The sequence below is a fragment of the Anabaena sp. AL09 genome, from assembly GCF_001672255.1.
In the GTDB taxonomy this organism is placed as follows: Bacteria; Cyanobacteriota; Cyanobacteriia; order Cyanobacteriales; family Nostocaceae; genus Dolichospermum; species Dolichospermum lemmermannii.
In genome coordinates, this window is record NZ_LJOQ01000057.1 from 1 (window position 1) to 19,972 (window position 19,972).

Annotated in this window: 26 protein-coding genes, 1 tRNA gene and 2 pseudogenes; 14 read left to right on the top strand and 15 right to left on the bottom strand. The window is 38.9% G+C overall.

Going from position 1 to position 19,972, the window contains the following annotated elements; genetic code table 11:
* A pseudogene (locus AN490_RS11390) lies at positions 1-135 on the top strand (RNA-guided endonuclease TnpB family protein); the annotation flags it as partial.
* Positions 136-232: 97 nt separating this feature from the next.
* On the opposite strand, the gene AN490_RS11395 reads toward AN490_RS11390, so the two are convergent.
* The 3 genes from AN490_RS11395 to AN490_RS11405 all read right to left on the bottom strand — a co-directional run bounded on the left by AN490_RS11395 (position 233) and on the right by AN490_RS11405 (position 3,181).
* The gene (locus tag AN490_RS11395; RefSeq protein ID WP_300003282.1) at positions 233-1,258 is read right to left on the bottom strand and encodes a glucokinase; all 1,026 of its coding nucleotides are present in this window, start codon (positions 1,256-1,258) and stop codon (positions 233-235) included.
* Positions 1,259-1,333: 75 nt separating this feature from the next.
* On the bottom strand, positions 1,334-1,981 hold the full coding sequence (locus AN490_RS11400; protein ID WP_300003285.1) for a histidine phosphatase family protein: 648 nt from the start codon (positions 1,979-1,981) through the stop codon (positions 1,334-1,336).
* Between the two features lie 33 nt (positions 1,982-2,014).
* Complete coding sequence (locus tag AN490_RS11405) at positions 2,015-3,181, bottom strand: pyridoxal phosphate-dependent aminotransferase (protein WP_300003288.1); 1,167 nt, start codon at positions 3,179-3,181, stop codon at positions 2,015-2,017.
* 155 nt (positions 3,182-3,336) lie between these two features.
* On the opposite strand from AN490_RS11405, the gene AN490_RS11410 reads away from it, so the two are divergent.
* Complete coding sequence (locus AN490_RS11410; protein ID WP_366925033.1) at positions 3,337-3,630, top strand: DUF4351 domain-containing protein; 294 nt, start codon at positions 3,337-3,339, stop codon at positions 3,628-3,630.
* Here the strand turns inward: AN490_RS11410 and AN490_RS11415 are convergent.
* Positions 3,598-4,200 (bottom strand): DUF3318 domain-containing protein, encoded by a 603-nt coding sequence (locus tag AN490_RS11415; RefSeq protein ID WP_300003291.1) that lies wholly within the window; start codon positions 4,198-4,200, stop codon positions 3,598-3,600. The genes AN490_RS11410 and AN490_RS11415 overlap by 33 nt on opposite strands.
* Positions 4,201-4,274: 74 nt before the next feature.
* Here AN490_RS11415 and AN490_RS11420 point away from each other — a divergent pair, with 74 nt between their 5' ends.
* Positions 4,275-4,529 (top strand): hypothetical protein, encoded by a 255-nt coding sequence (locus AN490_RS11420; protein WP_039203522.1) that lies wholly within the window; start codon positions 4,275-4,277, stop codon positions 4,527-4,529.
* A 64-nt stretch (positions 4,530-4,593) separates the two neighbouring features.
* Here the strand turns inward: AN490_RS11420 and AN490_RS11425 are convergent, their stop codons facing one another.
* The 6 genes from AN490_RS11425 to AN490_RS11450 all read right to left on the bottom strand — a co-directional run bounded on the left by AN490_RS11425 (position 4,594) and on the right by AN490_RS11450 (position 10,073).
* Complete coding sequence (locus AN490_RS11425; RefSeq protein ID WP_300003296.1) at positions 4,594-5,382, bottom strand: Uma2 family endonuclease; 789 nt, start codon at positions 5,380-5,382, stop codon at positions 4,594-4,596.
* A gap of 119 nt (positions 5,383-5,501) precedes the next feature.
* Positions 5,502-5,996: a DUF3368 domain-containing protein gene (locus tag AN490_RS11430; protein WP_300003299.1), complete on the bottom strand. Its 495-nt coding sequence runs from the start codon at positions 5,994-5,996 to the stop codon at positions 5,502-5,504.
* The gene (locus tag AN490_RS11435) at positions 5,997-6,281 is read right to left on the bottom strand and encodes a UPF0175 family protein (RefSeq protein WP_300003302.1); all 285 of its coding nucleotides are present in this window, start codon (positions 6,279-6,281) and stop codon (positions 5,997-5,999) included. It lies immediately after the preceding gene.
* Positions 6,282-6,528: 247 nt separating this feature from the next.
* Positions 6,529-7,857, bottom strand: coding sequence for a pentapeptide repeat-containing protein (locus tag AN490_RS11440; protein WP_300003305.1), 1,329 nt, complete (start codon positions 7,855-7,857; stop codon positions 6,529-6,531).
* Between the two features lie 211 nt (positions 7,858-8,068).
* Positions 8,069-8,602 (bottom strand): transposase, encoded by a 534-nt coding sequence (locus tag AN490_RS11445; RefSeq protein ID WP_300003307.1) that lies wholly within the window; start codon positions 8,600-8,602, stop codon positions 8,069-8,071.
* Between the two features lie 133 nt (positions 8,603-8,735).
* Positions 8,736-10,073 carry an NAD(P)/FAD-dependent oxidoreductase gene (locus AN490_RS11450; RefSeq protein WP_300003309.1) on the bottom strand — a complete coding sequence of 446 codons (1,338 nt, stop codon included), beginning with the start codon at positions 10,071-10,073 and terminating at the stop codon, positions 8,736-8,738.
* A gap of 220 nt (positions 10,074-10,293) precedes the next feature.
* On the opposite strand from AN490_RS11450, the gene ilvC reads away from it, so the two are divergent.
* From ilvC to AN490_RS11475, 5 genes are all read left to right on the top strand, one after another.
* The gene (gene ilvC, locus AN490_RS11455) at positions 10,294-11,289 is read left to right on the top strand and encodes a ketol-acid reductoisomerase (protein WP_015078997.1); all 996 of its coding nucleotides are present in this window, start codon (positions 10,294-10,296) and stop codon (positions 11,287-11,289) included.
* A gap of 45 nt (positions 11,290-11,334) precedes the next feature.
* Complete coding sequence (locus AN490_RS11460) at positions 11,335-11,493, top strand: hypothetical protein (RefSeq protein ID WP_271837597.1); 159 nt, start codon at positions 11,335-11,337, stop codon at positions 11,491-11,493.
* 26 nt (positions 11,494-11,519) lie between these two features.
* Positions 11,520-12,098 (top strand): acyl-CoA dehydrogenase family protein, encoded by a 579-nt coding sequence (locus AN490_RS11465; protein WP_300003312.1) that lies wholly within the window; start codon positions 11,520-11,522, stop codon positions 12,096-12,098.
* A gap of 181 nt (positions 12,099-12,279) precedes the next feature.
* Positions 12,280-12,882, top strand: coding sequence for an acyl-CoA dehydrogenase family protein (locus AN490_RS11470; protein WP_300003314.1), 603 nt, complete (start codon positions 12,280-12,282; stop codon positions 12,880-12,882).
* A gap of 102 nt (positions 12,883-12,984) precedes the next feature.
* Positions 12,985-13,470, top strand: coding sequence for a hypothetical protein (locus tag AN490_RS11475; RefSeq protein ID WP_300003316.1), 486 nt, complete (start codon positions 12,985-12,987; stop codon positions 13,468-13,470).
* 258 nt (positions 13,471-13,728) lie between these two features.
* Here the strand turns inward: AN490_RS11475 and AN490_RS11480 are convergent, their stop codons facing one another.
* Both AN490_RS11480 and AN490_RS11485 read right to left on the bottom strand, forming a co-directional pair.
* Positions 13,729-15,120: an amidase gene (locus AN490_RS11480; RefSeq protein WP_300003318.1), complete on the bottom strand. Its 1,392-nt coding sequence runs from the start codon at positions 15,118-15,120 to the stop codon at positions 13,729-13,731.
* Positions 15,121-15,424: 304 nt separating this feature from the next.
* Positions 15,425-15,497: transfer RNA gene (locus AN490_RS11485), tRNA-His, on the bottom strand.
* A gap of 120 nt (positions 15,498-15,617) precedes the next feature.
* On the opposite strand from AN490_RS11485, the gene AN490_RS11490 reads away from it, so the two are divergent.
* From AN490_RS11490 to cobA, 3 genes are read left to right on the top strand one after another with little or no spacing between them, the layout of a single operon-like run.
* On the top strand, positions 15,618-15,998 hold the full coding sequence (locus tag AN490_RS11490) for a DUF4359 domain-containing protein (RefSeq protein ID WP_300003320.1): 381 nt from the start codon (positions 15,618-15,620) through the stop codon (positions 15,996-15,998).
* Positions 15,982-16,794 (top strand): sirohydrochlorin chelatase, encoded by an 813-nt coding sequence (locus tag AN490_RS11495; RefSeq protein WP_300003322.1) that lies wholly within the window; start codon positions 15,982-15,984, stop codon positions 16,792-16,794. Before AN490_RS11490 ends, AN490_RS11495 begins: the two co-directional genes overlap by 17 nt.
* Positions 16,787-17,542: a uroporphyrinogen-III C-methyltransferase gene (gene cobA / locus AN490_RS11500; RefSeq protein ID WP_015079002.1), complete on the top strand. Its 756-nt coding sequence runs from the start codon at positions 16,787-16,789 to the stop codon at positions 17,540-17,542. The genes AN490_RS11495 and cobA overlap by 8 nt, the downstream gene beginning before the upstream one ends.
* A gap of 148 nt (positions 17,543-17,690) precedes the next feature.
* On the opposite strand, the gene AN490_RS11505 is transcribed toward cobA, so the two are convergent.
* Together AN490_RS11505 and AN490_RS11510 are read right to left on the bottom strand one after the other, a co-directional pair.
* A complete protein-coding gene (locus AN490_RS11505) occupies positions 17,691-17,948 on the bottom strand; it encodes an AbrB/MazE/SpoVT family DNA-binding domain-containing protein (RefSeq protein ID WP_300003324.1) in 258 nt (85 codons plus the stop codon).
* Positions 17,949-18,004: 56 nt separating this feature from the next.
* Positions 18,005-18,208: pseudogene (locus tag AN490_RS11510) on the bottom strand (DUF2887 domain-containing protein); the annotation flags it as partial.
* A gap of 349 nt (positions 18,209-18,557) precedes the next feature.
* Here AN490_RS11510 and AN490_RS11515 point away from each other — a divergent pair.
* The 3 genes from AN490_RS11515 to AN490_RS11525 are packed head-to-tail and all read left to right on the top strand — an operon-like array spanning position 18,558 to position 19,140.
* On the top strand, positions 18,558-18,788 hold the full coding sequence (locus AN490_RS11515) for a DUF433 domain-containing protein (RefSeq protein WP_300003326.1): 231 nt from the start codon (positions 18,558-18,560) through the stop codon (positions 18,786-18,788).
* Positions 18,785-18,898, top strand: coding sequence for a DUF5615 family PIN-like protein (locus AN490_RS11520; protein WP_257120644.1), 114 nt, complete (start codon positions 18,785-18,787; stop codon positions 18,896-18,898). Before AN490_RS11515 ends, AN490_RS11520 begins: the two co-directional genes overlap by 4 nt.
* Positions 18,865-19,140, top strand: a complete 276-nt coding sequence (locus tag AN490_RS11525; protein WP_234413330.1) for a DUF5615 family PIN-like protein — start codon at positions 18,865-18,867, stop codon at positions 19,138-19,140. The genes AN490_RS11520 and AN490_RS11525 overlap by 34 nt, the downstream gene beginning before the upstream one ends.
* Positions 19,141-19,452: 312 nt before the next feature.
* Here the strand turns inward: AN490_RS11525 and AN490_RS11530 are convergent, their stop codons facing one another.
* A complete protein-coding gene (locus tag AN490_RS11530; RefSeq protein ID WP_366925034.1) occupies positions 19,453-19,950 on the bottom strand; it encodes an adenine-specific methyltransferase EcoRI family protein in 498 nt (165 codons plus the stop codon).
* Positions 19,951-19,972: the final 22 nt, after the last annotated feature.

Genomic DNA, 19,972 nt, shown 5'->3' on the forward strand with positions numbered 1-19,972 from the left:
TTGAGTACCGTAGGGCATACGGGAACTTTTGCGCTAGACGCAAGCAACGCTTTGGGAGATAAGACCTCTACTTGTGCTGGAGAAATCCTGGATGAGCAAGTCATGTCCTTGAACAAAGAATCCCCGTCTCTTTAGAGCGGGGAGTGTCAATGCCACCATTTTCAATCATAAAAGGGATAACCTGGACATTCTGCACATCGAGTACCCCTGAATATTTCACTGTTCTTGCTATTTATAACCTAGAGGCAGACAAAGCTGCACCAATTAATCCAACTTGTTGATTAAGAATTATATGCACGGGTATTTCTTCCAGTAAAGAACCCATTCTCCCTTTTTGGGTAAAATTCGTGAGGAAACTACCATTTTGCATTAAAGGGAGGATTTTGGGAGCGATACCACCAGCAATGTATAATCCGCCATAGGGGAGGAGTTTGAGGGCTAGATTGCCGGCTTCTGCACCGTAGGCTTCTATAAATAATTGTATGGTTTGTTCGGAAAGGCGATCGCTTTTTTCCAGCGCCGCACTCCCAATAAATGCCCCAGGATCAATGGTTTTTTCGGCTTTTCCGGCTTCTTGTTCCCAAGTTCTGACTGCTTGGGCAATTTCTGGTGATTCGGTGGCTATTTTCCTATCTCGTAAAAATTGGTAAATGGAGGTAATTCCTAACCCGGAAACCACTCTTTCTACAGAAACTCGTTGAATATTATGTTTATCTACCAGATATTTCAACAGTTGAAATTCTAACTCATTCCGGGGGGCAAAATCTGCGTGTCCACCCTCGGAAGGAAAGACTTGATATTGATGATCCTGTTTAATCAAAAATCCCTGGCCTAATCCAGTTCCTGCACCGATTACAGCCATTGGCGCTGCTGGTTGATATTTACCAACTTGTAAAGTTAGTAAATCCTGTTTTGTTAACCCAAAAATGCCATAACCAACAGCCGCAAAGTCATTAATTAGGGAAATTGACAAAATACCCAATTCTTGAGTTAACCGATTTGTATCGAGAAACCAGGCTAAATTGGTCAACTTGGCGGTGTTTTCCACTACTGGTCCGGCGATCGCAAAACAAGCCTTTTCAGGTGTGCTAGAATTAGCTGTACTCAAAAACTTTTGCACTATAGGAACTAAATCAGGAAAATCTCCACTGCGGAAACTTTCCTCATACAGAGTTTTTAACTCTAGTGTTTCCGAAAGTTCCACCAAACGCAAAATAGTTTTTGTTCCGCCTATGTCTCCGGCCAGTAGCAATGTCATAAAATTTATCAGTTAGTAAGTTACTTTTGCTGAGTTAGCGTCAGTGGCGATTTAGAGAAAATCCCCATTAAATATTTACACAAATCGCACCAATTCTTCAATTTTTGTCAAATGGGATGTATCTCCCTTTAGTTCTAGCAACCATTCTGAATCTTGACGCACGACTTTTACCAAAGAACACAGAGAAGCTTTAACTTCATTTTTGGCTATGTCTCCCACTAATCCCATTGCTGCACCCAAGACAGACGCGCCATGTGCCACCAATAGGATATCATGGGGGAAGAATTCAGTAGACAGACATCTGGCAGTTTGCGCCGAACGTTCCCGCACCTGTTGATGAGTTTCCGGGTATTTTGCGGCTATACGTGATGTGTAACTGGTATCAATTCTGGGAAATAATTTGACTAAAGCTGAAGTTGAGAGTTTTTCGGGTTCTTCAGTCATCCATTCGGGATTAAGCCATTCACTCAAACCTATTTCTAGTTTAATCGCCAAATCCAAAACTTCAGCGATCGCATTCGCAGTTTGGATAGTTCGCAAAAATGGAGAAGCAAAAATATGGGTGATTCTTTCCCCTTTGAGTCGTTTTGCTAACTGCTGCGCCTGAATCATACCATCATCGGACAAAGGTGGATCATACCGTCTTTCGGCGGTCAGAAACCAATCGGGATATACAAAATCAAGGCGGTTAGCGTGTCTTGCTATCCAAACTATTTGACTCATGGAGAAATACAAGTGTTAATTTTTGTTATGCGATTATAATACGATAGTTTGCAACCCTTTGACTAATCTTTCTATACCTGCTTTAGCTGTATCTGCTGGTAACGCACCATAAGCAACCCGCAAATAACAACCATCTTCCATCCCAAAGGTTGTTCCAGGAATCACCGCTATTTTATATTCTTGAATCAGGTTTTTCACTAATTCCAAATCGTTCATTTTTGTATGCACTTTTATGAAAAAGTAAAATGCACCATTAGCGGGTGTAATTGTACATAAATCTTGAAGCGATTGCAGTGAATTAATCACTATTTCTCGAACTTTAGCAATTGTCCCAATATTATCTTTTAAATAATTATCTTTTGCTTGTAAAGCCCCCAAAGCTGCATATTGAGAAACCACAGGTGGACAAATCAAAATAGTATCTTGGACTTTTTTCACAGCAATTAATAAATGTTGAGGAATTACCATATAACCAATTCGCCAACTAGCAAAACCATAAGCTTTCGACAAACTAAAAAGAGAAATTGTAAATTGGTTACTTTTGATAAATGATCCAGGAGAAATATGTTTTACATCATTGTATGTAAAATATTCATAAGCTTCATCACTAATATGATAAATTCCCCTTTCTCGACAAATTTCATTAACTTGTTTTAATGCTGTCTCTGAATAAATCACACCCGTCGGATTATTTGGAGAAATCGTCACTACTGCACGGGTTTTATTTGTAATTGCAGCGGCTATGGCTTCAGGAATTAATTGATAATTTGCATCTGTCGCCACTAATACCGGATGACAACCTGCCATTTTAATCGCCATTTCATGATTGAAATAGTAGGGAGTATTCAAGATAATTTCATCACCAGGAGAAGTAATTGCTAAAATAGCATTTATAAACCCCATATTGCTACCTGCTGTCACCACAATAGCATTTTCTTCATTGATATCAATATCATTAAATATTGATAACTTTGCCGTTAAAGCTGTTAATAATTCAGGAATCCCGACAACAGCTTGATAAAGATGATTTTTAGGTTCAGCAAGAAATTTTGGTAATAATTCCATTGCGGTATCTGGTGGTTGATAATGAACCACACCTTGTCCCAAAGAGATTGTCCCAGGAGAGTTTTTTATTAATTCTCCCACCACCGGAATAATTGGCAATTGAATCGCTTCCATTCGTGATAATTTATAATTCATAAATCTTAAAAATGTATGTGTAGTATGTACAGTAATAAAGAATTAACCGCAGATAGAAGATGATGGACGCAGATAAACGCAGATAATTTTGTACATGGATAGACTAGGAAATGATGTACAAATTTGAAAAACTTACTTTAAGGGAGGTTGAAGTCATGCTAGGAATTTCACTAGAAAGAAGTCGCGCTTACAGAGAAATTAAACAAGAAGGAATAGAACAAGCTACTTTCAATCTAGTTATTCGACAGTTAATAAAACGGTTTGGAGAATTATCGGCAGAAATACGCGGTTCTATTTCGGCTTTACCTTTACCTGTGATGGAAAATTTGAGTGAAGCATTGTTAGATTTTACCAGTTATGGTAAGGGTTTAGCAATGCTAAACCCCTACGTAGATATTAATTACTTCGCCGTAAATCTATTGATAATTTTTAGGAATACCAACTTGTGATAAACCAGCGATTGCTTTCAAATTTTGACAACGAATTAATTCACTAAAATTTAAACCAGAACGCCCTTCTATTGTTCCTACTGCTTCAATAGCTGTTAACAAATGTTGGGCGGCTTCAGTTTCTGAATAACCTCGTCTTTGGGCGATTCTAATAGCGACTGTATCAGCAGTTAATTCTGACTCCTGGGATTTATTGGTGCGCCAAATCCGGATAGCCGCTACAGCACTTAATCCCCCGGCTATTACCACACCTACCACATCCCCCTGGACTGCCTCCAGTATTCCGCCTACAAGCCCTGCTAACACCACACCTTGATAAATATTAGGTTGTAACCATTTCACCCCTATTAACCAGCTTACCTTCTGTAATAGGAGTAAATCTCGTTGGGGTTTTGTCAACCGTCTCCATAAGTCGAAATTAATATATATTGGTCTTGCTTGACTCAATGGCAGGGGAAAAGCCGCATCTATTACCTGTTTTTGTTCTGGTTTACTGACGATTTTAGTCATCATTCGCCCAGAAGCGGGCATGACATCCAACAACCGACGAATTTCAATATTTGGTTCCATAATATCCATTGTTAGTCATAATTATGTATATTCAATGACTACTAAGATTACACTTTATTACAGTTTATATTTATATGGACGCTTTTGATCCCAATCCGCCAGAATGGACTAATCAAGCCGTACACGCCTATCAATTCCATTGTCCCAAATGCCATGCTGGTAGTCGAGATGCTGTTAATGTGTGGTTAAATAGAAGGTCTCCTGTAAGTACCCCAGATCGTCGTCGGAAGTGGCAAGAATTCTATCATTGTCAATGCAGTTATGTCTGGTGGGCTTGGAGTAATGACAGACCACCGACGGATTTATCTAAGCAAAATCAAAATAATTAACTGCTTTGAGGCAGAGCCTCTATGGTGGCATTCCCAGTCGGAGACTGGGAACGAGAGATTGTATTTATTCTAAATCTGGTTCAACACCAAGCGCACGAAGTTGGGCAATTAATCTTTCGGTTTTTTGCCTTTCTTGTTCTAACTTTTGTCTTTCTTGTTCTAACTTTTGTCTTTCCTGTTCAGCTTTTTGTTTTTCCTCTTCTGTGCTGGTTAATATCCAATTACCGTCTTTGTCATACCAACGTAACCAAGGCATTTCGACGGTTTTATAACTTCCTTGCCACACTCCTAAACCTAATTCTATTTCGGGAATCCAAAACCGGAAATCTGATAAGTCTACTTCAGCATAACGAGCGCCTGTTAACTGAAACATTCTAAATTCAGATTTGTAACGATCAAAGATGGCGTAATAGGGTACTCTTAAAATTTGTTCGTAAACTTCCCATTTACCAGGAGGTTTTTCTACATCTCTTAATGTTTGCCCTAAGTCTTCTTTTTCTGTTCCCGGTGAGAGTAATTCAACTACAATATACGGATTAACTGCTTCTTGCCAAACTACATAACTTAACCGCAAATCTCTTTTGTTATAAAGAGAAGGAACACCTAACACTGCAAACCAATCTGGACGTTTATACCATGAAGGATGACGCAAATCATAATAAAGATTCAGATCACTTCCTGTAAATATTTGGTCCCTAGGATAGTCAGGTGGACGGAATGTTTCTGCTAATAATTGTGGTTGGAATAAATGAAATTGATCTGGCAAACCAGGTTCCTCCGGGTCTTCGCTAGGAAGATCATACATTGTTGGTAATGTTTCTTTAGGGGAAAGTGGCGGATCTGTTTGATACATTCTTAACAATCCTAAAGATAGTATTTCTATTTCTATTATGTCGCAATATGATTCGTTTTAGAAACGCAATATTTGCATATTATAAATAAAGTGCAGAATATGGGTTTCATACTTACCTATTATTCCCCGTCCTTTTCCTGTGCTAAAGTCAAAACCTGCACATAAAGCCGATCTGAAATTCTCATTCCCTGTGCTTGCATTTCATCTAAAACATCCTTAACACTATCCAACAAACCCCGACGCTTCGCTAACAGCAAAATCCCCACAGTCCCAATTAAAGGTAACTTTCGAGCCATAGCCACCTTCCTGGCAGCCCTTTCATCAATTAACAACTGAGAAGCACTAATTTCTTCTGCTAAAGCAATAGCTTCTGACTCTCCTAAATCTAACTTAAATGACTGTTGTAACTCCCTAACCAACTGCTGATTATCTACCGTTACAACCTCCAACCAAGACAAATCCTGAACAAGTTTTGCTGCTGGATGCTCACCTACTTGTAATTCATCAAATACACCTTGGGGAATCACAACTTTACCAAAAAGTTTTGGTAACAAATCAAGATGATCCACTTTTGCCAACTCGCTAATTGGCGTAGTATCAGAAACAATAATCATTTAAGAAATCTGCTGGTTTAAAATTAACTCTGCCTGTTCCACTTCTTGACGTAATTCCTCCAAGTTTTGAGAATCATCAAAAAGAGAAATACCCCATTTTTTCATCATTTCTATTACCTCTAAACGAGAAACACCAAGAATTTTTCCCGCCCTGCCACTGCTAATTTCTCCTACCTCTAATAATGTCATTACATAACCTTCTTTAGCTTTTTGTAAAGCTTTTTCCTGAACCTCAGCCGAAAGCTGAATACTTTCTAATTGTGCATCTAAAATGGTTAAAGCCATTACCAAAATCTCCTAATTCTACATTTTTATGTGTAATCCTTAAACCACTTACCCTAACAATGTTTCTTTAGGGGAAAGCGGCGGATCTATTTGATACATTCTTAACAATCCTAAAGATAGAATTTCTATTTCTATTATGTAGTAATATGATTCGGTTTAGAAAATGGTAGCGACTGTTTTGAATATTCGGTTTTGTGGGGGAGAAAGTCTTGTTTATTGAGAAAAAATATAGAAGAATCAAATCTTCCTAATCATGAATTGACCCGTCTGGCATTATAGCACCTGTGAGTATCGCTCCTTCCAGGTCGGCTTCTGTGACCAAAACTCCTGTGAGGTCGGCTTCGTAGAGTTTGGCCACTGTGACAAAAACTCCTGTGAGGTCGGCTACTGTGAGGTCGGCTCCTGTGAGTTTGGCTCCTGTGAGGTAGGCTCTTGTGAGGTCGGCTCCTGTGAGGTCGGCTTCGTAGAGTTTGGCTCCTGTGAGGTCGGCTTGGTAGAGGTTGGCTCCTGTGAGGTTGGCTCTGAAGAGGTTAGCTCCTGTGAGGTTGGCTCTGAAGAGTTTGGCTCCTATGAGGTTGGCTCCTATGAGGTTGGCTCCTATGAGGTCGGCTACTGTGAGGTCGGCTCCTGTGAGGTTGGCTCTCATGAGGTAGGCTCCTTTGAGGTAGGCTCCTTTGAGGTCGGCTCCTGTGAGGTTGGCTAATATGAGGTTGGCTCCTGTGAGGTTGGCTAATGTGAGTTTGGCTTCTGTGAGGTCGGCTTTTGTGAGTTTGGCTTTTGTGAGTTTGGCTTCTGTGAGGTCGGCTTCTGTGAGGTCGGCTTCTTCGAGGTTGGCTTCTGTGAGGTTTGCTCCTGCGAAGTTGAATCCTTTGAGTTTGAATCCTACGAGATTGAATCCACTAATATTAACTTTAGTTAAATCAAGACGTTTATTTTCTAAATCTGGGTGTTTACGTTCTCCAATCACAGTTAAACACGCTCGAATAGAAATTTTAAGTTTTAGTAATTTTTCTTGATCTTCTGGAGATTGTGACTCATTTTCTTTTATAACAGGTGCATTCTGACGGACAAAAGCTGTCAGAACTTCCATAATTGTCCATTGGTCTGGTTCAGAATCTCTCGCAATTCGTTCTAAAGTATAAATTCCACCTAATATAACTTCCGGTTTATCACTCCCAAGCTGTTCAATAGCCTTAGAAAATCTTTCTGTAATTTGTTTTTGATTTGCAGTCTCTGCATTTTTATTTGCAGCTTCTGCATTTCTATTTGCAGCCTCTGCATTTTTATTTGCCGCGTCTGCATTTCTATTTGTAGCCTTTGCAGTCTCTTCCATAGCGTCTGCACGTCTACCTGCAAAGTAAACATTAACAATTACTGCCCCTCCACTAATGAATAAACCTAATACTTTAAGACTTTCAATAATATATTTATATTTGTCTTCTGAGAAGTCTTTTTTGTCAGTAGTTAAAATCATTGAGATGAAATAAACTGTAACAGCAAGAGCTATCAAAAACAAAAATATAGTTACAGCGATCGCCCAATTTTTAATAAAATCGTTTTTATCATCTGTGAACATAATACAATTTCTACTCCCTGTGTAAAATGGCTTTATTAAGTAAGCAATGCAAGATACAGACATTTTAGCACATCAAAAAGCAAATACACTAGAACAAGAGAAAATTTTATTGTTAAAATAACCTTAAATAACGGCAGAAAAATTAAAATTTATTCTTCCTCGTTCCTAGTCTCTGACTAGGAATGCTATCAAGAGGCTCTGCCTCAATATCTCACAAATCAATCAATTCCACCTCTAATAAACTCGGCAATTCCATATAATTCCGGTAACTAGAATAACGCCAATGAGCCGGATCATCAACATACCCACGTCGCACCGGATTATTATGAATATATTCTAATTTTTGGATAAACATTTCTTCATTAGCAATTGCTTGGGGATGAAAACCTTCTTGCCACAGTTGATAATCTTGTTTGATATTGTGTTTTAATTTATGAAATTCTAATTGATTAAGTATATATTCAGCATTATTTTTCTGGAGTAAATCAATAATGGAACGAGCCGTAAATGATTTAAAATTCCCTATTTCTTTAGATAAGTTTGCAGCCGCAGCGATGAGATGAAGATGATTTTCCATAATGACATAACCATATAATGTCAAACGCTGCTGACGTTGGAGAAAGTTGAGGGAATCTATGATAATTTGGACAAGTTCAATATTGCCAAATAATGGCATCCAATTTACTAATGTGCAGGTGAGGAAATGCGGTTGAGTTCCTAATACATGATAGCGGCTGCGTCCCATTGTTTCATTTAATTTGGTAGATGTGGTGATTTTATTTTAATATGAGAGGCAGTTTTTTAATAATAATGAGGGAATATGGGAGGCAGAGCCTCTAGAGGGCATTCCCAGTCAGAGACTGGGAACGAGGGAGGAACTACACATTTAACGGTTTTTTTGGGATGACTGGCGTTGGTACAGGGGCAATAGTTTCCTTACCTGTAATTAATCTCGCGCCACGATTGCGGGTAAAATAACTCCACAACCATTGAATCATCACAACTAACTTATTATCAAACTCAATCAAGAAGTAGATATGAATAAATAACCACACAAACCACGCAAAGAAACCTCTGAGTTTGATAAATCCTAAATCAACAACTGCGGCGTGTTGCCCAATCATTGCTAAACTACCTCTATCCACATATTTGAATTGGGGTAATGTTTCACCTTTCAACCGTTTTTGAATGAGTTTAGCCACATATTCGCCTTCTTGCATGGCGACTGGCGCAACTCCCGGTAAAGGTTTATCATTTTGATGGGCAAAATTTGCTAAGTCACCAACTACGAAGATGTTGGGAAATCCTTTAATACTGAGGTCTGGTTCAACGATAACACGACCAGCGCGATCGCTCTCAACTCCCGTCTTATCTGTCAAAACTTTCCCCATTGGTGAGGCTTTCACACCCGCAGCCCACAACACGGTTTTTGCTGCAATTTCTTTAACATCATCACCTTGCTTAATCGTCACAATATCATTTTCAATATGTGTAACTAAGGTTTTGGTTTGCACATCCACACCTAAAGCTTTTAATGATACTTCTGCTGTGTGGGATAATTCCGGTGCAAAAGGTGGAAGAATCCGATCTAAACCTTCTAACAATAAAACTCTGGTTTCTGCGGTGTCAATGTTGCGGAAATCTTCTGTCAGGGTTTTAGTTGCTAATTCAGCGATCGCTCCCGCCAATTCTACCCCAGTTGGACCACCACCAACAATTACAAAAGTTAACAAAGCTTGGCGTTTTACCGGATTACTTTCGCTTTCAGCCGCTTCAAATGCTGAAAATATCCGCCGACGCATCTCAATGGCATCTTCTACAGTCTTTAAACCCGGTGCAAACTCTTCCCAGTTATCCTTCCCAAAATAGGAATGCTTCGCCCCTGTAGCCACAATTAAGGTATCGTAGGGGACTGATTCCTCGCCTACCATCACATTTTGGGCGCTAGTGTCAATATCATTCACTTCACCCAACAGCACCTTTGTATTCTTGCTTTTGCTGAGAACAGCCCGCAAAGGAGAGGAAATATCCGCTGGGGATAAAGCACCTGTAGCGACTTGGTACAGCAGTGGTTGAAAGAGATGAAAATTGCGTTTATCAATCAGCGTGATTTGTACATTGGCTTTAGCCATAGACTTCGCAGCATACAATCCACCGAAGCCACCACCAATAATCACGACTTGATGAACCGGTTTCTTGTCAGCTAGATCAACCATAAAAAATATTTCCTTCCATTACAGGGCTGTAACTATTCTTAACAAATTTGTATCAAAATTATCACAATTATTTCTGTTTATCTTGAACTTCTGAAAAAAAAATAAAAGTATCCACAGATCCCCGACTTCTCAAAGAAGTCGGGGATCTGATAGTCCGATTTGCGATACAATCGTAAGTCTGCCAATTTCATGACAACTTTTACGGACAGGAGATGCTTCTATGGCGCGTATGTATTATGATGAAGATGCTAATTTAGACCTTTTAAAAGGTAAAACCGTTGCTATTATTGGTTATGGTTCTCAAGGTCATGCTCACGCGCTGAATCTCAAAGATAGCGGTGTTAATGTCATTGTGGGATTATATCCCGGCAGTAAGTCCACAGCTAAGGCCGAAGCTGCTGGCTTGACTGTAAAAAATGTTGCTGATGCGGCCAAAGCTGCTGATTTCATCATGATTTTATTACCTGATGAAGTCCAAAAAACAATTTACAAAAACGAAATTGAACCCAATTTAGAAGCTGGAAACGTTTTAGCTTTTGCACATGGTTTTAATATCCATTTTGCACAGGTTGTACCTCCTGCTGATGTTGATGTCGTCATGGTTGCACCTAAAGGACCTGGACATTTGGTGCGTCGTACTTATGAACAAGGACAAGGTGTACCTGCATTATTTGCAGTTTATCAAGATGCCACTGGTCATGCACGCGATCGCGCTATGGCTTATGCTAAAGGTGTTGGTGGTACACGCGCCGGTATTTTGGAAACTACCTTCCGGGAAGAAACCGAAACCGATTTGTTTGGGGAACAAGCAGTATTGTGTGGTGGTTTGAGTGCTTTAATCAAAGCCGGTTTTGAAACCTTAGTGGAAGCAGGTTATCAACCAGAACTCGCTTATTTTGAATGTCTGCACGAAGTCAAATTAATCGTTGATTTAGTGGTAGAAGGTGGTTTAGCTACCATGCGCGATAGTATTTCTAATACTGCCGAATATGGTGATTATACTCGCGGTCCTCGCGTTGTTACCGCCCAAACTAAAGCGGAAATGAAGAAGATTCTCAGCGAAATTCAATCTGGACAATTTGCGCGGGAATTTGTCTTAGAAAACCAAGCTGGTAAACCTGGTTTTACTGCTATGCGTCGTCAAGAAGCTGAACATCCTATTGAGGCTGTTGGTAAGGATTTACGCGCTATGTTTAGTTGGTTAAAGAAAGCGTAATTTTGGGTAATTGGTAATTGGTAATTCTTTACCGATTACCAAGTTTTGACAATCGAACTAACCCTCTTTCAAGAAACATTTCTGTTTCTTTACATACATGGGGAATGCGATCGCTTTCTGCAATATCGGATAAATCAACGAATTTTCAAGGTTACAGCCCAGGAAAAATTAAGGGTTGACCCCAACTTGATGAAAGCGGGTTAAAACAGTTCAAAAAAACATAATTAACCATGGATTTTAACTTAAATAATCAACAAAAAACCTTAATTGAATTAGTTCAAGAATTAGGAAAAAATAAATTTGCTGCTCGTGCTTCTGTCTATGACGAAGAAGCTTCTTTTCCTTGGGAAAATTATGAAGATTTACGAAATCATGGACTTCTAGCATTATGCGTACCAAAAAAATATGGGGGGATGGGGGTTGATTTTCCCAGTTATTGTTTAATATCGGCTGAAATAGCCCGATATTGTGGTGCTACTGCTCTTACTTATAATATGCACATTTCTTCAACTCTTTGGTTAAATGTTTTAAATGATTTACCATTGACGGAATCTCAAATAGCGGAATGTGAAATCTATAAAAAACTTCATTTTCAAAGAATAGTCGAAAAACAGGCACTTTATTCCCAACCAATTTCTGAAGAAGGTGCAGGTGTATCTCTTGGTAAAGCTTATCAAACAACTGCTAAAAAGGTCGAGGAAGGATGGTTAATTAATGGAAAAAAAACCGGTTCTACCGTTCCCCTTATGATCAAACATCCTTTTAATATATCCAAAACCATTGGTGTACATGGGTTTAATCTAAATTAATAAGTGTAGGGGTTTCAGGGATATTTTACCGAAAATATCATAAAGGGAGCGGTAGAGCCAAAAAACCTTTGCTTCACTTTCAGAAGCTGCCGACTATTATGGTATTGTTTGTACTGAGGAAACAGAAAATATTTCAGTAGAGAATTGTCTTTATATTGCTATCCCAGCGAAAACTCAAGGGGTGCAAGTAGTTGGAGAATGGAATCCTCTAGGAATGAGAGCTACTATTTCTCGCACTTTAATCTTCGATAATGTTTTTGTTCCTAATAATTCTCAATTACTGCCCTCAAATATTTATTTAAAACTGACTGAGTTGTACCCACATATGTTTTTTACTCTAGCACCTACTTATATGGGTATTGCTCAAGCTGCTTATGATTTTACAATTAAGTATTTGCGTGGTGAAGTAGTAGGAATGCCACCGATCAAACAAAGACAAAATAAAATCAAGCAATTTAATGTTGCTCAAATGTTTATTATTCTAGAGCAAACTAAGGCAATTTTTTATCGAGTTATCAATGAAGCCAAAATAAATCCTAGTAAAGCGGAAAGATTAAGAGCTTATGCGGCAAATTATACTGTAATGGAAAACGTCAATCAATTATGTAGTTTAGCTATTCGTGTTTGTGGTGGACATTCTCTTTTAAAATCATTTCCTTTGGAAAGACTTTATCGAGATAGTCGTTGTGGTGGGTTAATGAGACCATGGGGATCTGATAGATGTTTAGAAAAATTAGGAATGGAAACTTTATATGAATCACAAGAAACAGATGAGCAAGGATAATTATAGGTAGGATGAAATTAGTAATGCAACATGATCAAGGATTTTGGTGCGCTACGCTATCATGATTCTACAGCCAATGGAATAATCTCTGGAGTGTAGAAAATGGAATCTTTAATTTCAACTTTCACCCAAAATTTAGATTTTTCCCAATCGGAAATAACAGCAATACTTTCCACACCGTTAAATGAGGTACTAAATTCACTGGCTTTGAAACAAGAATTAGACAGTTTAGATATTAGCTTACTCAAAAAAACCTTACCTACAGCCGGTGCGGTATTAGCTGAACATTTACCACTTTTTTATGATTGGCTAAAAAACGAGTTAGGAGTTGAGCGTGTTCCTGACAGTCCAGATCATACAACAAAATGGGTGGTTGGTTTTCTCAATAATCAAGAAAGTATCAATCACTTAGTTGAATTACATCGTCCCGTACCCCACGCAGCTTTAGAACAAGCTGTTCCCCGGTTGGTGGGTTTATTTGATGGTGTGGAAGATGTGAAAGTGCGTCAAGAATGGGAGAAAGCAGTTGCCGCACTTTGTTTAGTTTTAGTAGTAGATGCCCGTGAACAGGAAAAACTGGCTAATTAATTGGAATTTATACTCCGAATCAGGATTATTAAGATTAAATGATTAATAGGATTTAGTATGCAGATATTTGCAAACTTTCTGTTTTTCAGATTATTTCTCTGTCTGAATCAGGATGCTCAGGATTGAAGGATTAACAGGATTCAATATGCAGATATTTGCAAACTTTCTGTTTTTCAGATTATTTCAAGAATAACAATCCTGTAAATCTCTAAATCCTGTAAATCCTGATGCTGACATTTTGTAAATCCTGATTTTGACTTAAAGTGCTGGACGATGTTGAATCCAAGGGTTAGCGGCTTCTAATTGCGCTGCTAAACTAATTAAGGTAGACTCAGCCGCAGGTTTACCAATTAACTGTACACTTAGGGGTAAACCATGACTATCGAAACCGACAGGAAGGGCGATCGCAGGTAATCCGGTAGCATTTGCAACAGGACAAGGCGCGACCCAATGGGCAATTTTGGCAAATGTTTCTTCCGCACTCAAATCTGCCCATTCACCGACGCGAATGGGAGAATGGAGATAAACTGGTAATACCAATACATCTACAGTATCAAAAAATGCGATAATTTGCCGGGAGACAATTTGCATTTGGGAAAGTGCTTGCAGATATTCAGCTACAGAACCATTTTTTGCTAATAACCATTGGTTTAAAGGCTGTAAGGCTGGCGAAGGAATTCCTGCTGCTGCTATTCCAGCTTGCCAAACTACTATAAATGGTTCGATTAAACTACTAAAATCTGGGTATTTTTCCTCAACTTGATGTCCAAATTGTGCTAATAACCCGACGGTTTTTAATACTCCTTGTTTACAGTTAGCGTCAGCTTCTCCAAAGGGCAGAATACTGGTACTAAAGGCAATTTTCAGACTATCTAATTTGACTTGAGTTGCAGAGAGAAATGATGGTTGCGGATTTGGTAGCCAATAAGGATCACCTGTGACATAGCCAGAGATCACATCTAACATAGCCGCTGCATCAGCCACTGTGCGGGCAAGGGGACCATCCACCGCAATGCCCCCCAAGCGATCGCCTACAGGGGCTTTAGAGACTCTGCCTCTGGCTGGTTTGATGCCAACAACACCACAGCAAGCCGCCGGACCACGCACTGAACCACCACCATCTGAACCTTGGGCAATTGCACTTAATCCCGCTGCTACTGATGATGCGGCACCACCACTAGAACCACCAGGAGTATATTCTAAATTCCAAGGGTTTCTCGCTGGGGGAAATCCCGCAGGTTCACTGTAAGGATAAGAACCTAATTCCGAAGTTGCGGTTTTACCAAGAATAATAAAACCAGCTTGTTTAATTCTTGTAACTACACCATCATCATGATTAGCAATATTATTTAACAGTGCCGAATTTCCGTAAGTACAAGTAACACCCGCAACCGCACTTAAGTCTTTAATGGAAATTGGTACACCAAAAAATGGCGGTAATTCTGAAGTCGTTGTTAGTAATTCTGTTTTGTTTTTAGCATCAGTAATGGCTAAATCTGCCGTGACTGTAAAATAACTTCCCAGTTGGGGATTTAAGCGTTCGATTCTTTCTAAATATACTTCCACCAACTCTAGCGGTGACACTTCCCGCAGACGGATTAATTGTGCTAACTCTAAAGCTGGGGTAAAAGCTAAATCATTGTTATTCATATATAAATCTGCCAATCTAAATAGTTACTTTAGCAGGATTTTTGAGAATTATCGCCATTAGATTTATACTAAACACGGGTGAGATTTAAACTTTTGCCAAATGACAAAGAACCCAGATGTGTAGGGGTTTAGCAGTGCTAAACCCCTAGGTTTAGAATCAAACAATCAAGCCGTTTTGAGTATACTGCAAGACTCGGAAAAGCTGACAGAAAAATAATCCCTTTTTCCCGAATTCTACAAAAGGTCTAATTCGTGTTTTTATACTTTACAACAACTCTGAACTTACAGAGTCATAATTTAATAGGGCGAACGATGGGGATCGAACCCACGAATGGTGGTACCACAAACCACTGCCTTAACCACTTGGCTACGCTCGCCATTCACTCTGTGAGTATAGCATTACCTCCAGAAAATAATCAAGCTTTTTTTAGCAGAAATTAGATAATTTTCTTGGTAGTGTTTAAAAGACTAATAAATATACCAGTTCAGGCTAGAATATGAAACCTTTGACTATTCTTATATGTGTAGGAGCAGCGAGCGTTACGGTCTTGGGAGCAATTATGGCGAAAACTAACCCCAATCAGGGTGAATATGAACAGTATGCAGTTCAAAAGCTGACAACATATTTAGAAGCTGATGTCTGTCACAAAACACCAAGTTTCTTGGAAAAATTAATCAAAGTTAATTGTCAAGAATTGCTTCAATCCGCCACACCACACATCAAAGAACTGATTACCACCACAACTAACCGACAAGACTGTATAATCTTTAGTATTTACCGCACGGAAATCAAACTTGATTCTTGGATACCAGGATACAAATTTGAAACAGTGGGAGCATTGAATCAATTTTATACTTACAATGCTGAAGAAAAATAAATTAGCATCTTTCTCCTGTGTTTCTCAGTCCCCCAGTCCCCAATCCCCAAATATGCAAATTAATAAAATTACAGCTTATCTTTTAGTGTCTCATGGGAGTCGTGATCCTCGTCCAGATATTGCTATGCAGCAATTAGCGGGAATGTTAAGTGAGATATTACCTCAAGGTGAAAATTTCGTAGGTGTTGCTACCCTAGAGGCTAATATCCAACCTTTACACCTGCAAATTCAAGATTTTGCTCATCGTGTTCAGGCTTTTGGTTGTCAAAGGGTGCAAATTATCCCCCTATTTTTGTTACCGGGATTTCATGTCATGACTGATATTCCCGCAGAAATCGCCCTTGCAGAACAGGCTATAACTGAAGGAATGACAATAGAATTGCGTCCTTATATTGGTAGTTATCCTGGTTTAGAAAAGTCTTTCGCGGGGATGATGACTACGATTCAAGCAGATGTATCTATTATTTTGGCTCATGGTAGCCGACGGGCTGGTTCTCATACCCCTGTGGAAAATATAGCAGCTACTGTGGACGCAGTTACAGCTTATTGGTCCGTCCCTCCCAGTTTAGAAGTCAGAGTACAGGAATTGATAGCCGCTGGTTATGGACGAATTGCGATTTTCCCCTATTTTTTATTTACAGGTGGGATAACTGATGCGATCGCTCTGGCAGTAGAAACGCTAAAATTACAATTTCCATCAGTAAGTTTTCAACTCGCACAACCATTAGGAACAAGTCGAGAATTTGCGAATTTAATCGAGAATTTCATCAAAGAAGAGGACAAAGTTTTTGGGTAAAGTTTATTTAGTTGGTGCTGGACCTGGAGATCCTGGACTCATGACTCTCAAAGGAAAGGGTTTATTAGCCTGTGCAGATGTGGTTATTTATGATGCTTTGGTGAGTCCAGAAGTGTTGGAAATGATCAATCCTGAAGCAGAAAAAATCAATGCGGGTAAACGCATGGGTAGACATTCACTGTTACAGGAAGTCACCACCCAATTACTGATTGAGAAAGCGGAGAATAATGCCATAGTTGTTCGGCTTAAAGGTGGTGATCCTTTTATCTTCGGTCGTGGTGGTGAAGAAATGGCGGAATTAGTAGCCGCCGGGATTTCCGTGGAAGTTGTGCCAGGGATTACATCAGGAATCGCCGCAGCGGCCTATGCTGGTATTCCTTTAACCCATCGTCTTTATAGTTCTTCTGTTACTTTTGTAACTGGACATGAATCCGCTGGTAAGTATAAACCCCAGGTAAATTGGCAAGCCATAGCGCACGGTTCAGAAACCATAGTAATTTATATGGGTATTCACAATTTACCCTACATTATTGAACAGTTTACTCTAGCTGGGTTGAGTTTAGATACACCCATTGCTTTAATTCGCTGGGGAACTCGGCCAGAACAGGAAGAATTAATTGGTGAATTGGGGACAATTGTAGAACAAGTGGAAGCAAAGGGATTTCTTGCACCGGCAATAGCTGTAATTGGTGCAGTCGTTAAAATGCACGGTATATTATCTGATTCTGTACAGGAAAAGTTTGGTTAGGGTTACACTGATTAAATCCTTTTTATTTGTCCTTTGTGTTGATATTCTGTTGTTGAATAATCTCGCTAATTTCTGCCAAACTTAAATTTAAAACCTGTGCGATTTGTTCTCTAGTTAAACCCAATCCTATCAAACCAGGAACTGCGTATCATTGATTCCATAATTCTTCAATTCCTTGTGCTACCGCTTGTTCCATCTCTTCAATTGTTTTGGCTTTTCCTTGATAATTTAAACAACCAGCAGCATCATCTAATTTTGTTTCTGGAAAAGTTTTTTTAGGCTTTAATAAAATTCCATCACCCAAATTAATTATTATTAATTCCTGTCCATCCTGCCAATGATACTGATCTCTTAAAACTTGGGGAATGGTAATTTGACCTTGAGTTGATAGTTTAGTAATTTCCATGGCAATAATTTTCCACTATTTATGGTAATTTAATTTTAACATATATTCATAGCTATTTGAAATTGTACTTCTAAAAAGTAAATCGGGTTATCTGTATTTTGGTTAGGTAAGAAAACTCCATCTATTCTCAAGGCTGTTTGTTTGACTTCAACTGATGAAAATTGATAAAGTTCTGCTAGTTGGGGAGAGTTACCAATGAGTTCAAAAAATATGCTAGGTATTTCTTGAAATAATCTGTAAAATATGCTGTCTGTTTTCATTTTAAAAAGTTGTTTTTGGCGATATCCAGGTTTTTATCAAGTGTTACCCCAAATGGTAGGGTATCAAAGCCTAATTTTTATAAAGAACTCTATTAGATTCTGTCATTTGCAAAGCAAGACGATATCGACATAGTGCTATAATTTAGTTTATCTTGTACTACAAGTTTTGGCTCTACCGCTCCCTTTATGATATTTTCGGTAAAATATCCCTGAAACCCCTACACCGATTGGATTTGAGGTTTTAATATTTTCAATTTTGGATATATTAAAAGGATGTTTGATCATAAGGGGAACGGTAGAACCCAAGTTTTTTCAGAAAATCACTAAAATAGAAATACACTTGATACTTATGAATTACAGAGACTATATTACAATCGAACCCAATAAACGCGGTGGTAAGCCTTGTGTAGGTGGCTTGCGAATCACAGTTTATGAGGTGCTTGAATACCTGGCTTCTGAGATGACCGAAGCAGAAATTCTTGATGATTTTCCCGACCTAACGCGAGAAGATTTAAAAGCTTGTATTGCGTATGCGGCTGACCGTGAACGTCGGCTAATGATTTCGACTTTATCAGCATGAAATTACTATTTGATGAAAACTTATCCCCTAAATTATCCACCCGTTTGAGCGATATTTTTCCAGACTCGCTTCATGTATGGCTTACGCCACGCTTCGCTATCGGGATGTAGGGATGAAAGCAACAATAGACCCGATAGTTTGGAATTATGCAAAAGATAATGATTTGATGATTGTCTCGAAAGATGCTGATATGCACGATCTGAGTTTAGTGTTGGGGAATCCTCCAAAAGTCATCTGGCTGAGACTGGGAAACTGTTCTACCTTACAAGTTGAAAATTTACTGCGTCGGGAGTTCAGCACAATCAAATTATTTTATGAAGATGAAAATTCATCATTGCTTGCTCTCTCATAATCGCATTTCCCCAATATTAGCGAACTGACAAGTCAGCGCTTCGCTATCGCAGTTAATCGCAGTTAAAGAAGCACAAGACAATGGAAATTGACCGATTCCTACGGAGCGCTTCGCTATCGCATTAACTCAATATTAGCGAACTGACAAGTCAGCGCTTCGCTATCGCAGTAATCGCAGTTAAGGAAGCACAAGACAATGGATTTTGAGCGAGATCGCTTTTCCCAAAGATGTTTAACGGTGAAGTTGTAAGGTGCGTTACATTTCATTAACGCACCCTACAGGATCAAGTGAACTGCTTGCAGCAGCGCTTCGCTATCGCACTTGTGGTATTCCTCTATTGTTAGATAATTCAGTCAATATTCGTTTATTCTTGATTAGAATCCTAAAATATGGACATTTTCCATTTATTGACAAATCTTTTTCATCATTCCCTTTTCTAAATTTAATTATTTCAAACTGATCGGGATTGAATTTATGTAGAAATGTTATAGGTACACCCATAAATCCTTTGTAGTCTAATGGTATGTCTTGTGTTTTATTAACATTAATACCATCATAGTTGTCATAATGGGGATATTCAATTTCGTTTCCAAAATATCTCTTTGTGAGAGTAATACCTTCGTGTCGTTTAAAAGTGTCTAAATTAGTTAACCATAGACAATTGTTTGGAGAAACTATTCTATTTCCAGAGCTATCAATCCTAGTCTCTGTGCCATAGAGTTCATAGTGTTCGGGGACAATAAAACCGGTTCTACCGTTCCCCTTATGATCAAACATCCTTTTAATATATCCAAAACCATTGGTGTACATGGGTTTAATCTAAATTAATAAG